This window comes from Sphingopyxis indica (assembly GCF_032879645.1).
GTDB classification, from domain to species: Bacteria; Pseudomonadota; Alphaproteobacteria; order Sphingomonadales; family Sphingomonadaceae; genus Sphingopyxis; species Sphingopyxis indica.
Genome location: NZ_CP076394.1, coordinates 2,708,655 through 2,722,284, shown reverse-complemented (window position 1 = coordinate 2,722,284; position 13,630 = coordinate 2,708,655). Strand labels below are relative to the sequence as shown.

Sequence of the window (13,630 nt, the reverse complement as noted above, 5' to 3'; positions counted from 1 at the left end):
AACCCTTTGGATATGAAAACCGCCGGATGGCGTTCGGCCTTCATATATGGTTGCGCCGTGGCGCTTTGCCAACCACTCGCTGCCTGTGGAAGCGCCGAGGCGCCCGCGGCGAAGCGCGAAGGGGCCGAAACCAGGGCGCCGATCGCGGACGATGCGCCACTTGTCATCGCCTTCGGCGACAGCCTCTATGCGGGTTATCAACTCGGTCCGAAGGAGGGGCTCGCCCCGCAGCTTCAGGCCGCGCTCGCCGCCGACGGCGTCGCGGCGCGAGTGCAGAATGCCGGCGTGTCGGGCGACACGACCGCGGCGGGGCGCCAGCGGCTGAACTTCGTTCTCGACAATGCGAAGGCGAAGCCCGCGCTCGTACTGCTCGGGCTCGGCGGCAACGACATGCTGCGCGGCATCGACGCCGATCAGACGCGCGCCAACCTCGACGCAATGCTCGCCGAACTCAAGCGGCGCGACATTCCGGTATTGCTCACCGGCATGGTCGCCGCGCCCAATCTCGGCGCCGATTACGCCCGGAAATTCAATCCGATCTACGCCGAACTTGCGGCCAAATATGATGCGAGCCTCTATCCCTTCATCCTCGACGATGTCGTCACCGATCCGTCGCTGATGCTCGGCGACCATATGCACCCCAATGCCAAGGGCGTGGCGGTGATCGCGAAAGGCCTCGCGCCGCTGGTCGAGGAGCAATTGCCCGACAGCGAATAGATCATGATGATTTGGCGTTGATCCCCTGGCGTCACTGCGAGCGCAGCGAAGCAATCCAGGGCCCGCTTAAACCGCTCTGGATTGCTTCGCTCCGCTCGCAATGACGAGGTTGGGCTATCGCGCGTCTCAGCCTTCGATATTCGGCCGGTAGCGTCGGCTGCCGCGCAGCGTCTCGCCGCTGTCCATCTCGACGTCGAAGTCGCCGCTCTTTTGCGTGACGACGCGGCGGATCGCGGCCTTGCGGGCGAGCCGGCTCCGGTGGATGCGCGCGAAGCCCGCGCCCGCCAGTTCGGCCTCGATCGCGCTCAGCGTTGCGCGGTGGAGCAGCCGCTGTCCCTTCCAGGCGATTTCGACATAATTGCCCGCCGCTGCGACATGCTCGATCTCGTCGACGGGCAGGTGATGGGTGACGGAGCCGTCGCCGACGGCGAGCATCTGCCGCTGCGGCGGGGCGGGCGCCGCCGCCGCCGCATAGCGCGCGACGAGCCACTGGACGAGGAAGAGGATGAAAACAAGCTCGACATAGGCCGACACATCCTTGCGCATTTCATAGTGCAGCGGGCTGCCGTCCGGCGAAGTGAAATGATAGGTATTGCCGATCGCCCACCACGTCGCGGAGCGAAAGGCGACCATCAGCGCAATATGGCCGAGCGAAACGGGGATCGCGAGCAGCGCGTGGATCGCCGCAGTGGCGGCGAGCCCGAAGCGCGGCGGGCGGATATGGCGCACGCTGAACCAGCAGGGGATCATCATCACCGCCCAGGCGACGAGGCTGCATCCCTCGAGCAGCCATGCGATCGTCGGCGAGGTGGCGAGGCCCGCACCCTGCCGGTCGGCGATATAGGAATAGACGTTGGCGGCGATGCGCACGAGGCCGAAGAGGAACATCGCCGCGAGCAGCAGCGCGGTCAGCGCCCGCGCGCTGAGTCCGCTCGTCCCGGCTTCGCCGCCGCTCGTCCCTGACCGCTGCTCGTCCGTCACATCGGCTCCGCATCTCGTCCCGCTGCAATGGTTTCAAGGCGATCCTTTGACCAGTTTCGGGTTCCTGCACAACGCCGTTCGTCCTGAGGAGCCATTGAGCTCGTCGAAATGGCGTCTCGAAAGGACCAAAACGCTATACCGGGGTCCTTCGAGACGGGTCTTCGACTTCGCTCGGCCCCTCCTCAGGATGAACGGGGCAAGACGGAGATTCGCCGCGATGAACACGAACCGGCACTACGGAATGGACTGGCTCAGGATCGGCGCCTTCGCGCTGCTGATCTTCTATCATATCGGCATGTATTTCGTGCCGTGGGGGTGGCACGTCAAAACGCCGCACCCGATGGACTGGGTGCAGATCCCGATGATGGCGACGAACAGCTGGCGCTTGCCGCTGCTCTTCCTCGTCTCGGGCTATGCCAGCGCGGCCTTGTTCGCAAAGCTCGGCGGCGCCGGCCCCTTTCTGCGCTCGCGCAGCGCGCGGCTGCTCATCCCGCTCGCCTTCGGCATGATCGCGATCATCCCGGTGCAGCCGTGGATCGAACTCGTCACCCAGCATGACTATGCGGGCGGCTTCCTCCATTTCTGGAGCCGCGACTATTTCCGCTTCGGGACGCTCGAAGGAATCGTGCTGCCGACGTGGCAGCATCTGTGGTTCGTCGTCTATCTATTTGTTTATACGCTGCTTGCGGCCATGGTGCTCGCCGCGATCCCCGAGCGTGCCCGCGTTGCTATCGCCGACGGCGCGGCGCGGCTGCTCGCCGGCTGGGGAATGCTGTTCGTTCCGCTCGCGGCATGGCTGGCCATTCTCTTCGCTTTCCCCGGCTATCGCGAGACGCACGCGCTGTTCGACGACGGGCCGAACCATCTTCACTATCTCGTCCCCTTCTTCATCGGCTGGCTGCTGCGCGTCCGGCCGGCGCTGTTCGATACCGTCGCGCGCTGCTGGCCGGTCGCGGCGGTCGTCGCCATCGCGGCCTATGCCTATGTCGCGTGGGCCTTGTGGACCGCGCCGGGCGAGGGGCCGCCGCCCGAAGGCGTGGTCACCCTGTTCATGGCGATACGGCTGGTGCAGGGATGGGCGGCGATCGTCGCGCTCGTCGGGGTCGCCGACCGCTTCGCGAACCGCGATCATCCCGGGCGCGCGATGCTCGCCGAGGCGGTCTTTCCCTTCTATATCATCCACCAGACGATCATCGTGCTCGTCGGCTATTGGCTGCTGCTCGGCGGCGTCGGGCCGCTCGCATCCTTCCTGGTCCTCGTCGCGGCGACCGTCGCGGGCTGCTGGGCCTTCTACCTCGGCGGGCGGCGCGTCGGCTGGTTGCGCCCGCTGATCGGGCTGCAACGCAAGGCGCGTGACAGGCCGACGGCTTTGTGCCAGCCTTCGGCAAATATTTCGGGAGGATGACATGGGTTCGATCAAGGCAATAGCGGCGATCGTCGGGGTGGCGGCGATCCTGATGGGCGGCCTTTGGATCTTGCAAGGTCTCGACATCGTGCGCTGGCCGTCGAGCAGCTTCATGCTCGGCGATACCACCTGGACGCGCAACGGCGTCGTTCTTGCCGTCGTCGGCGTGGTGCTGATCTGGTTTTCGCGCCGGCCCTGACGGGCGGCGGCCGCGATCACCGCACCTTGGTATCAGACCGGGCCAGCGCGGGGAGCGCGTCGCCGTCGACTCGCATCACTGTCCACTCGTCCATCATCTTCGCGCCGAGACTTTTGTAGAAGCCGATCGAGGGCTCGTTCCAGTCGAGCACCGACCATTCGAGCCGCGCGCAGTCGCGTGTCACGCAGAGCTTCGCCAGATGCGCGAGCAGCGCCTTGCCGAGCCCGGCACCGCGCGCGTCGGGACGCACGAACAGATCCTCGAGGTAAATGCCGGGCTTGCCCTCGAAGGTCGAAAAATTGTGGAAGAAGAGCGCGAAACCCTGCGGCGTCCCGTCGATCTCGCCGATCACCACCTCGGCATAGGGGCGCGCGCCGAAGAGATTTTCGCCGAGTGCCGCTTCGTCGAACCGGACCGCGTGCAGCAATTTCTCATACTCCGCAAGTTCGCGGATAAAGGCGGCGATGAGCGGAAGGTCGGCGGGCGCCGCAGGACGGATCGAGAGGGTCATGTCGGCGCTGTGTCGGGTTGAGTGCGTCATGTCAAACTTCGACCGTTACGGGACATTCTTCCTCGTCACCCCGGACTTGATCCGGGGTCCATGGGCGCGGCGCCGGTGGGATGGATCCCGGATCAAGTCCGGGATGACGAAGAAAGCAAATGTCCGCTCCCCACGTCCGCGGGGTTGGTCATCCAGCGGGGACGGTGGCTCACGCCGCCTTGCCGTGCAGAGTATCCATGCTCACCGCGCTGCCCGCCTCGATCTCAGCGGCCTTCGCTTCGACGAGCCTCACGATATGGCCGATCATGTCGGCGTCCTCAACATGGTGGTCGGTGACGCCCGACAGATAGACCATATGCTTGCCGTTGCCGCCGCCGGTGATGCCGATGTCGGTTTCGCGCGCTTCGCCGGGGCCGTTGACGACGCAGCCGAGGACCGAGAGCGACATCGGGGTCTTGATGTGCTGAAGCGCATCCTCGAGCTTTTGCACCGTGCGGATCACGTCGAAGCCCTGCCGCGCGCAGCTGGGGCAGGACACGACGCGGACGCCGCGGGTGCGGAGGCCCAGCGATTTCAGGATTTCATAGCCGACGCGCACTTCTTCCTCGGGCTCGGCCGACAGGCTGACGCGGATCGTGTCGCCAATCCCGGCCCAGAGGAGGTTGCCGATGCCGAGCGCGCTCTTCACCGTGCCGCCGATCAACCCGCCCGCCTCGGTGATGCCGAGGTGGAGCGGGCAATCGACCGCTTCGGCGAGCTGCATGTAAGAGGCGACGGCGAGGAAGACGTCGCTCGCCTTCACCGCGACCTTATATTCGTGGAAATCATGGTCCTGTAAGAGCTTGATATGGTCGAGCGCGCTTTCGACGAGCGCCTCGGGGCAGGGTTCGCCATATTTTTCGAGCAGGTCCTTTTCGAGCGACCCCGCGTTGACGCCGATGCGGATCGCGCAGCCATTGGCCTTGGCCGCGCGGACGACCTCACCGACGCGCTCCGACGAGCCGATGTTGCCCGGATTGATGCGCAGGCAGGCGGCACCGGCATCGGCGGCTTCGAGCGCGCGCTTATAATGGAAATGGATGTCGGCGATGATCGGAATGCGCGCCGCGCGGGCGATCTTGCCCAATGCGGCAGTGCTGTCGGTGTCGGGGCACGAGACGCGGATCAGGTCGGCGCCCGCATCCTCGCAGCGGCGGATCTGGTCGATCGTCGCCACCGGATCGCTCGTCGGCGTGTTGGTCATCGTCTGCACCGTGATCGGCGCGCCGCCGCCGACCGGAACGCTGCCGACCATGATCCGGCGGCTTGTCCGCCGCGCGATGTCGCGCCAGGGGCGCAGGCCGGGATTGTGATCGCTCATATTGCATGCCAGATAAAAGAGGAGCCGTGGCCGCTCTTTAGACGTCCGGCCGTCGCTTGGCAAAGGCCATGCGGGCGGGGGACCGGCGGCCCGTCCCGATTTCGAGAGGAGTTTCCATGCAGTTTCCGGCCAAGGCGTGTTGCGGCGCGCTGCTTGCCCTGTCGTTCGTTCCCGCCGCCGCGTCGGCGCAGGGCGTTCCGAGCGGCCCGCTTTCGGTGTCGGGGGGGATCAATGTCGTGTCCGACTATCGCTTCCGCGGCATTTCGCAATCGGAAGAAAAGGTCGAGCTGCAATCGACGGTCACCGTCAGCCATATAAGCGGGCTCTATGCGGGGGCCTGGGGATCGGGACTGCCCGACAGCCCGCGCTACGGCCAATATGAACTCGATCTCTATGGCGGCTATGCGGCCGAGATTGCGCCGGGCACCTCGATCGACCTCGGCGCGACCTATTATGTCTATCCGGGCAATCGCGACCGGGCCGGCCCGAGCGACTATGTCGAAGCGGCGGGCCGGCTGTCGCACGATCTCGGCCCTGTCTCCGCAACCGCGATGCTCGCCTATGCGCCGAAGCAGAAATCGCTCGGCGACGACGACAATCTCTATCTCAATCTCGATCTGTCGTCGGGCATTCCGAATAGCCCGGTCACCTTGACCGCGTCGGTCGGCTACACCGACGGTGCGCTCGGGACGGCGGCGACGAACGGCCATTATCTCGACTGGTCGCTCGGCGCGCGCATCATACACGGGCCGGTGACGTTGTCGGCACGCTATGTCGATACCGACATCCGCAAGACGGGGGTGAAGGCGGTCGATACGCTTTACGATCCGACCCTGGTTTTCGGTATCGGCCTTCTTTTCTAGTATTTTGAAATAATATTGCTGGTGTAACCGGTTTAGCGAAAGGTAGTTGTTGCAAATTTGTCACATAGCCCATTATTTGGGCAGCTCATGGAACTTTTCCCATTGTGCGGTGCGGCAACTTTGTGAAAGAGGAGGGCTCGTCTGACAGGACCGAGCCCGAAAAAGAGGCCGGCCATCAGGCAGCAGGCAGGGACGATCCGTTTATTTGTTCAGAGGATCTGTCCATGAAGAATTTCTCCCGCGCGTGCCTCGGCATGCTTCTCGCCGCCGCCGCGGTTCCGACGGCCGCCCATGCCCAGGAAGAAGAAGACAGCAGCGGTATCTCCATTTCGGGCACCGCGACCGTCGTCAGCGACTATCGCTTCCGCGGCTTCAGCCAGTCGAACGAGGAAGCCGCGATCCAGGGCGGCTTCACGATCAGCCACGACAGCGGCCTCTATATCGGGACCTGGGGGTCGAGCATCGGCTTTGCCAACGGCACCGAAATCGACGTCGTCGGCGGCTATTCGCACGAGCTTGTTCCGGGCCTGACCGCCGACATCGGCGCGACCCTCTATCTCTATCCCGGCACCGCGGACAGCTCGATCATCGAGCCCTATCTCGCGATGTCGGGCGATATCGGCCCCGCGTCGATCAAGACGGCGATTGCCTGGGCGCCGAGCGGGCAGGATTCGCTCGGAGACGACAGCGGCGTCTATATCTACACCGACGCCGGCGTGGCGATCCCGAGCACGCCGTTCAGCCTCAACGGCCATATCGGCTTCGCCAAAAGCGACAGCTTCCTCGGCGGCGCCGACGGCAGCGTCGTCGACTATTCGATCGGCGTATCGGCGAGCTGGAAGGCGCTCACGGGCAGCGTCGCCTATGTGAACACCGATGCGCCCAAGGCGCTCGGCTACAAGGAAAGCGTCGGCGCCGACGGCGCGGTCATCTTTTCGCTCGGCGTCTCCTTCTGACGCCGGGCCCGGGGCGGCTTCTGGGGGGAGGCCGCCCCGTCCTATTGTCGTCATTGCGAGCGCAGCGAAGCAATCCAGCGCGTGCGTAAACCGCTCTGGATTGCTTCGCTGCGCTCGCAATGACGATTCAGACTATCGCCAGCGCAGATTGTCCCGCCCCAGGTCGGCGAGGCCCTTTGCGCCCATCAGCTTCATGCCCCGCTCGATCTCGGCGCGCAGCAGCGCGACCGCACGATCGACCCCCGCCTCGCCCGCGGCGGCCAGCGCATAAAGATAGAGCCGTCCGCCCGAACAGGCCTTGGCGCCGACCGACAGCGCTTTCAGCACATGCGTCCCGCGGGTAATGCCGCCGTCGCAGATCACCTCGAGCTTGTCGCCGACCGCATCGACGATCCCGGCGAGCGCGTCGAAAGGCGCGATGCTCCCGTCGAGCTGGCGCCCGCCATGGTTCGACACCATGATCGCCGTCGCGCCGATGTCGGCCGCGCGCTTCGCATCCTCGACCGCGGCGATCCCTTTCAGGCAGAAGGGGCCGTCCCATATTTTGCGGATCGCCTCGGCGCGCTTCCAGTCGAGGCTCTGGTCGAGCATCGAGGTGAAATAGTCGGCGACCGATTTGGGGACGCTCGATCCTTCGGACACATGCGTCGCAAGATTCGGCAGGCTGAATTTTTCGCGCAGGATGTAGTTCAATCCCCAGCCGGGCTTGGCCGCATAGCTCAGCATATTGCGTGCGGTGAAACGCGGCGGCGAGGTAAAGCCCGAGCGCAGGCAGCGTTCGCGATTGCCACCGACGATCGTGTCGACGGTGAGCGCCACCGCATCGAACCTCGCGTCGCGCGCGGCTTCCAGCATCGCGCGATTCAGCCCTTCGTCCTTGTGGACGTAAAGCTGGAACAGCTTCGGCCCATCGGTGAGCGCCCCCGCTTCGGCGAGGCCGATCGTCGCGAGGCTCGATATGCCGGCGACCGTCCCCGCCTTCGCCGCCGCGCGCAGCACCGCGCGCTCGCCCTGCCAGTGGAACAGCCGCTGGAGCGCCGTGGGGGAGAGGAACAGCGGCATCGCGATTTCGCGCCCGAACAAGGTCGTGCGCATGTCGACCGTCTCGACACCCGCGAGCACGCGCGGGACGAGGTCGCAGGCATCGAACGCCGCGCGATTGCGGCGGCGCGTCACCTCGTCGTCGGCGGCGCCGTCGATATAGTCGAACACCGGCCACGGCAGCCGCCGCTTCGCGAGCGCGCGGAAATCGTCGATATTATGGCAGTCGGCGAGTTTCATTCTTTCGTCTCCGTTCGTGTCGAGCCCTTCGACTGCCTTGACAGGCGCTCAGGATAAACTTCGACCTTCGGTCGAAGTCGAGACACCCATCGAGATTGCGCCCAGCCGATGGGCATCTCGACTTCGCTCGATGCGAACGGTGAAGAAACGGATGAACGCGCGTCGCTGATCGTCATATTGCTCCTCCCACCAGCCGCGAGAGCGCCCATCGCGGCTCGACCGGCCGGCTCGCCTCCTCGACATGCGCGGCGATGCGTGCGCCGATTGCCGGGGCGAGCGCAAAGGCACGGCCGGCGCCGCCGCCGACGAGCCAGACGCGCGGGTGGCCGGGCAGGCGGTCGAGCAGCAGGTCGCCGGTCGCCGTGCGGCAATCGTGCGTCGCCGCGCTCGCGACGACCGGCGCATCGGCAAGGCGGGGAAGGCGGGCCGCGACCCATTGCCGCACCTCGGCAAGCGCGCGGTCATCGGCGCGGCGGTCGAAGCTGTCGGGATCGACGCTCGCATCGGGCGTGCTCTTCCATACGCGCACGCCGACGCCCTCGACATCGGGAAGCAGGTTGAAGCCATAGGCGCGGTCGACGAGCGCGGGCATTGCGGGCGGCCGGAATTGCGTGTCGCCCTGCCCGGGGCCGAAGTGGAAGATATTGTGGCGCACCGCCGACAGATGCTGCGGGGTCAAAAGCTGCGGGAAGAGCTCGGTCAGCCATGCGCCGCTCGCATAGACGAGGCTGTCCGCGCTGCCGCCGTCGGGAAGGACATAGCGGTCGCGGCGCTTGTCGCGCAGCGGCGCGGGCATCACCATATCCTCGGGCGTGACCTGCGCGTCGAGGATCGTTTCGAGCACGCCGCGGCGTCCGGCGAGCATCGCCCCCTTTTCGGCGACCAGCGCCGCTTCTTCGGGCCGCCAGGCGACCTGCGTGTAGCGCGGGCGGAGCGCCTCGCCGGTCAGCCGCTCGCTGCCGCGCATCGCGGCGAAATTGTCGGTCGCGGCGAGCGTCGTCACCGCTTCGCACGGGGCAAGGATCGGCAGGCTGGCCGTGTCCGAAAGCCGCTCCCACGCCGCGCGGCTCTCTTCGACCAGCCCCGCATAGAGCGCGTCGCCGCCCTGCACAGGATCGAGCATCATCGACGGCAGGTTCGACGCCGCGCGGCCGTTGCCCGCGCCATAGGCGTCGAACAGCCGCACGCTCAGCCCCTTGCGGACGAGGTGCCACGCGGTCCATGCGCCGAGCGCACCGGCGCCGACAACCGCGACATCGACGTGGCGTTCGGGCGCCTTGGCGCCCTTGCGCCGGCGCGAGCGGCGCGGCTCGGGCGGATCGTTCCGTTTCGGCTTTTTCGCGCCACCGAGCGCCAGTGCCGCCGGGGCGGTCGCCATCGCTGCGAGCAGGCGGCGGCGATCCATTCAGCTGCCCTTGCGCTTGTAATAGCGATAGCCGCCGATCCAGGTTTCGCGCGGGGCCATGCCGCGGATCTCGCTCGGGCTCGCGAGCAGCGGGTCGGCATCGAGGATCAGGAAGTCGGCGCGCATCCCGGGCATCAGCGTGCCGATGCGGTCCTCGGCGAAGCCCGCGAAGGCGGCGCTGCGGGTGAAACCGTCGAGCGCGGTCTCGCGGCTCACCGCTTCCTCCGGGTGCCAGCCGCCGAAAGGCTGGCCCTGCGCGTCGGTGCGCGAGATCGCGGCGGCGATGCCGGGGAAGGGGTTCGCGCTCTCGACCGGCACGTCCGACCCGAAGGCCAGGCGCACGCCCGCCTGCTCCATGCTGCGCCACGCATAGGCGCCCTTGAGCCGCGCGGGGCCGAGCCGCGCTTCGGCCATCAGCCGGTCCGACGGCTGGTGGATCGGCTGCATCGAGGCGACGACGCCGAGCTGCTTGAAGCGCGGGATGTCGATGGGATCGACGATCTGCGCATGTTCGATGCGCCAGCGGCGCTCGCCGGGCAGGTCGGCGTTGAGGTCGGTGATCGCGTCGAGCGCTTCGGCATTGGCGGCATCGCCGATCGCGTGGATCGCGACCTGGAACCCGTCCATCGACGCGCGCACCATCTTGTTGCGCAGCTGCGCCGGCGTGAGCAAAGGCAGGCCTTTCTGCCCCGGCGCGTCGGCATAGGGCGCCTTCAGCCACGCCCCGCGCGACCCTAGCGCGCCGTCGAGATAGAGTTTCACCCCGACCATGCGCAGCTTGTCGTCATAGAGCCAGGGGGTCGGTCCCGGCCCGCCGATCAGCGCCATATTGTCGACGTCATGGCCATAGCTGATGATACGGATGGCAAGCTGATGCTTGTCGCCGGCGCGGCGATAGCTTTGCCAGTCGTCGATCGTCGTGCCCATGTCGGCGATCGTCGTGATCCCCTGTTCGAGCAGCTTTTGCTGCGCGAGCAGGAAGGCGCGGTCGCGGTCGCGCGCGAGCGGCTTCGGCACCGCAGCGGCAATCAGATTTGTGGCAGCATCGACGAACACACCGCTCGGCTGACCATTCGCCATTTCGATGCGGCCGCCCTCGGGTGCCTTGCTCGCAGCGGTGACGCGCGCGGCGCGCATCGCGGCGCTGTTCGCCCAGCCCGCATGGCCATCGACACGCTCGAGCCACACCGGGCGGTCGGGGACGGCGGCGTCGAGGTCGGCGGCGGTCGGAAAGCGGCCGAGCCCCCAGGCTTCCTGGTTCCAGCCGCGCCCGATGATCCACGGCAGCTCGGGATTGTCGGCGGCATATTGGCGGATCGCGGCGAGCGCCTCGTCGAGCGATTTCGTTTCGCTGAGGTCGAGCGTCATCAGCGAAAAGCCAAGTCCCATGACGTGACCATGCGCGTCGATCAGCCCCGGGATCAGCGTCTTGCCCTTCGCGTCCTCCTTGAAGTCAGGGCGCTCGGGGCGCTTGTCCTTGCGGTCGAGCAGCTTCGCGACCTTGCCGTCCTTGTCGATGACGAGCCCGGTGAAGCGGATAAGCTTGCCGTCCTTGTCGAGCGTGATGCCGTTGACATTGTCGATCAGCGTATCGGCATGCGCGGGGGCGGCGAAGAGCAGGGCGAGCGAAGCACAAAGCGCGGCGCGGATCACTTCGGCAGCCTCGTCACCAGCGAGCTGGTGTCCTTTCTCCCGCCGCCGGCCTTCTGCACCTCGGCATAAAATTGATCGACGAGCGCCGCGACCGGCAGCGTCGCGCCATTGGCCCGTGCTTCCTCGAGCGCGAGGCCCAGATCCTTGCGCATCCAGTCGACCGCGAAGCCGAAATCGAACGCGTCTTTCGCCATCGTGTCCCAGCGGTTGAGCATCTGCCAGCTCGCCGCCGCGCCGCCCGACACCGCCTCGAACACCTTGTCGGTGTCGAGCCTGGACGCCTGGGCAAAGCGCAGCGCTTCGGACAGGCCCTGCAGCACCCCGGCGATCGCGATCTGGTTGACCATCTTCGTCGTCTGCCCGGCGCCGGGGCCGCCGATATGGACGATCCGCGCGGCATAGGCGCGCATTACCGGCTGCGCGGCGGCAAAGGCCGCATCGCTGCCGCCGCACATGATCGACAGCTTGCCCGCCTGCGCGCCCGATTCGCCGCCCGACACCGGCGCATCGACGCTCAGCAGCCCGCGCGCCCCCGCCTCATCGGCGAGCCGCCGCGCGATTCGCGCCGAGACGGTCGTATGATCGACGAAAGCCGCACCCGCCTTCATCGCATCGAACGCGCCATTCGTCCCCAGCGTCACTTCGGCAAGGTCGTCATCGTTTCCAACGCAGGCAAGCACGGCGTCGGCGCCCTTTGCCGCCTCGGCGGGCGTCGCCGCGGCGTTGCCGCCATATTTTGCCGCCCAGGCGTCGGCCTTGGCACGGGTGCGGTTATAGACGGTGACGCTGTGGCCGGCCTTGACGAGATGTCCCGCCATCGGTCCGCCCATGACGCCGGTGCCGATGAAGGCGATGCGCAATTTTTCTTCGCTCATGGGGTGGTCCATAGCATTGTTTGCTTCGCGCGCCAGATGGGGTAGGGCGCCTGTCGCTATGACAGACCTTGCCACCCCCACGCTCGCCGCCGATTTTCCGGCGATCACTCTCGACGACGTGCGCGCGGCGGCAGAGCGAATTAACGGCGCGGTGGTGCGCACCCCGACGCTCAAGTCGCAGACGCTGTCCGAAATGGTCGGCGCCGAGGTGTGGCTGAAATTCGAAAATCTGCAATTCACCGCCGCTTACAAGGAGCGCGGGGCGCTCAACGCGCTGCTGCTGCTGGACGATGCGGCGCGCGCGCGCGGCGTGATCGCGGCGTCGGCGGGCAATCACGCGCAGGGCCTCGCCTATCATGGCAAGCGCCTCGGCATCCCCGTCACGATCGTGATGCCGAAGACGACGCCGCAGGTGAAAGTCTCGCAGACCGCGAGCCACGGCGCCGAGATCGTGCTGTTCGGCGAAAAGTTCGACGACGCCTACGCCCATGCGCGCGAGCTGGAAAAAGAGCGTGGACTCACCTTCGTCCATCCCTTCGACCATCCGCATGTCGCGGCGGGGCAGGGGACGGTCGCGCTCGAAATGCTGGAGGACGTGCCCGAGCTCGACACGCTGATCGTCCCGATCGGCGGCGGCGGGCTGCTCACCGGCATGGGCACCGCGGCGCGCGGGATCAAGAACGACATGCGCCTTGTCGGCGTGCAGGCCGAGCTTTACCCGTCGATGTATGCCGAACTGAACGGGGTCGACATGGCGTGCGAGGGCGACACGCTTGCCGAGGGCATCGCGGTCAAGGAGCCGGGCGCCTATACGCGCAAGGTCGTTGCCGAGCTCAACGACGACATCGTGCTCGTCGCCGAACGCCATCTCGAGCGCGCGGTCAGCCTGCTGCTCCAGATCGAAAAAACGGTGGTCGAGGGTGCGGGCGCCGCGGGTCTCGCGGCGATGCTCGCGCATCCCGAGGAATTTGCCGGGCGCAAGGTCGGGCTCGTCCTGACCGGCGGCAATATCGACACGCGGCTGCTCGCCAATGTGCTGCTGCGCGACCTTGCGCGGTCGGGGCGCATCGCGCGCCTGCGCATCCGCTTGCAGGACCGCCCCGGCGCGCTGTTCAAGGTGATGAAGCTGTTCGACGAGAAACAGGTCAACATCATCGAAATCTATCACCAGCGCATCTTCACGACGCTCCCCGCCAAGGGGCTGATCACCGACATCGAATGCGAGGCGCGCGACCGCGAGCATCTCGACAGCCTCGTCGCGGCGCTCCGCGATGCGGGCTATATGGTGACGACGGTCGAGCTGGCTTAAGTTCCCCTCCCGCTTGCGGGAGGGGCAGCGAGGGTTGGCAGCTTGCTGCCTAGCCGCAGCGGGGTGGGCAGACCGGCCTTGCTGCATGCCCACCCCGCTGCGACTAGCGAACAAGTTCGCAAGT

At 66.6% G+C, this 13,630-nt stretch carries 14 protein-coding genes; 6 read left to right on the top strand and 8 right to left on the bottom strand.

Annotated features, from left to right (window positions below; translation table 11 throughout):
• Positions 1–12: 12 nt before the first annotated feature.
• Positions 13–717 carry an arylesterase gene (locus KNJ79_RS12925; RefSeq protein ID WP_317151365.1) on the top strand — a complete coding sequence of 235 codons (705 nt, stop codon included), beginning with the start codon at positions 13–15 and terminating at the stop codon, positions 715–717.
• Positions 718–843: 126 nt separating this feature from the next.
• Here KNJ79_RS12925 and KNJ79_RS12920 read toward each other — a convergent pair whose 3' ends face one another.
• Complete coding sequence (locus KNJ79_RS12920) at positions 844–1,698, bottom strand: LytTR family DNA-binding domain-containing protein (RefSeq protein ID WP_317151364.1); 855 nt, start codon at positions 1,696–1,698, stop codon at positions 844–846.
• A 217-nt stretch (positions 1,699–1,915) separates the two neighbouring features.
• Between KNJ79_RS12920 and KNJ79_RS12915 the strand changes: the two genes are divergently transcribed.
• Complete coding sequence (locus KNJ79_RS12915; protein ID WP_317151363.1) at positions 1,916–3,103, top strand: acyltransferase family protein; 1,188 nt, start codon at positions 1,916–1,918, stop codon at positions 3,101–3,103.
• A 1-nt stretch (position 3,104) separates the two neighbouring features.
• Entirely contained in the window at positions 3,105–3,302 is a 198-nt protein-coding gene (locus KNJ79_RS12910) for a hypothetical protein (protein WP_089216349.1), read from the top strand.
• Positions 3,303–3,318: 16 nt separating this feature from the next.
• Here the strand turns inward: KNJ79_RS12910 and KNJ79_RS12905 are convergent, their stop codons facing one another.
• Entirely contained in the window at positions 3,319–3,813 is a 495-nt protein-coding gene (locus KNJ79_RS12905; protein ID WP_317151362.1) for a GNAT family N-acetyltransferase, read from the bottom strand.
• A 199-nt stretch (positions 3,814–4,012) separates the two neighbouring features.
• Complete coding sequence (ispG, locus tag KNJ79_RS12900) at positions 4,013–5,164, bottom strand: flavodoxin-dependent (E)-4-hydroxy-3-methylbut-2-enyl-diphosphate synthase (RefSeq protein WP_317151361.1); 1,152 nt, start codon at positions 5,162–5,164, stop codon at positions 4,013–4,015.
• Positions 5,165–5,280: 116 nt separating this feature from the next.
• Between ispG and KNJ79_RS12895 the strand changes: the two genes are divergently transcribed.
• Together KNJ79_RS12895 and KNJ79_RS12890 are read left to right on the top strand one after the other, a co-directional pair.
• Entirely contained in the window at positions 5,281–6,027 is a 747-nt protein-coding gene (locus KNJ79_RS12895) for a TorF family putative porin (RefSeq protein ID WP_317151360.1), read from the top strand.
• Between the two features lie 224 nt (positions 6,028–6,251).
• The gene (locus KNJ79_RS12890) at positions 6,252–6,983 is read left to right on the top strand and encodes a TorF family putative porin (RefSeq protein WP_089216353.1); all 732 of its coding nucleotides are present in this window, start codon (positions 6,252–6,254) and stop codon (positions 6,981–6,983) included.
• 132 nt (positions 6,984–7,115) lie between these two features.
• Here KNJ79_RS12890 and KNJ79_RS12885 read toward each other — a convergent pair whose 3' ends face one another.
• From KNJ79_RS12885 to KNJ79_RS12865, 5 genes are read right to left on the bottom strand one after another with little or no spacing between them, the layout of a single operon-like run.
• Positions 7,116–8,264: an alpha-hydroxy acid oxidase gene (locus KNJ79_RS12885; protein ID WP_317151359.1), complete on the bottom strand. Its 1,149-nt coding sequence runs from the start codon at positions 8,262–8,264 to the stop codon at positions 7,116–7,118.
• Positions 8,261–8,440: a hypothetical protein gene (locus KNJ79_RS12880; RefSeq protein ID WP_317151358.1), complete on the bottom strand. Its 180-nt coding sequence runs from the start codon at positions 8,438–8,440 to the stop codon at positions 8,261–8,263. The genes KNJ79_RS12885 and KNJ79_RS12880 overlap by 4 nt, the downstream gene beginning before the upstream one ends.
• Complete coding sequence (locus KNJ79_RS12875) at positions 8,437–9,669, bottom strand: NAD(P)/FAD-dependent oxidoreductase (RefSeq protein WP_317151357.1); 1,233 nt, start codon at positions 9,667–9,669, stop codon at positions 8,437–8,439. Before KNJ79_RS12875 ends, KNJ79_RS12880 begins: the two co-directional genes overlap by 4 nt.
• Positions 9,670–11,319: an amidohydrolase gene (locus tag KNJ79_RS12870; RefSeq protein WP_317153921.1), complete on the bottom strand. Its 1,650-nt coding sequence runs from the start codon at positions 11,317–11,319 to the stop codon at positions 9,670–9,672.
• Positions 11,319–12,197 carry an NAD(P)-dependent oxidoreductase gene (locus KNJ79_RS12865; protein WP_317151356.1) on the bottom strand — a complete coding sequence of 293 codons (879 nt, stop codon included), beginning with the start codon at positions 12,195–12,197 and terminating at the stop codon, positions 11,319–11,321. The genes KNJ79_RS12870 and KNJ79_RS12865 overlap by 1 nt, the downstream gene beginning before the upstream one ends.
• Before the next feature lie 58 nt (positions 12,198–12,255).
• Between KNJ79_RS12865 and KNJ79_RS12860 the strand changes: the two genes are divergently transcribed.
• Positions 12,256–13,506 carry a threonine ammonia-lyase gene (locus tag KNJ79_RS12860; protein ID WP_317151355.1) on the top strand — a complete coding sequence of 417 codons (1,251 nt, stop codon included), beginning with the start codon at positions 12,256–12,258 and terminating at the stop codon, positions 13,504–13,506.
• Positions 13,507–13,630 lie beyond the last annotated feature (124 nt).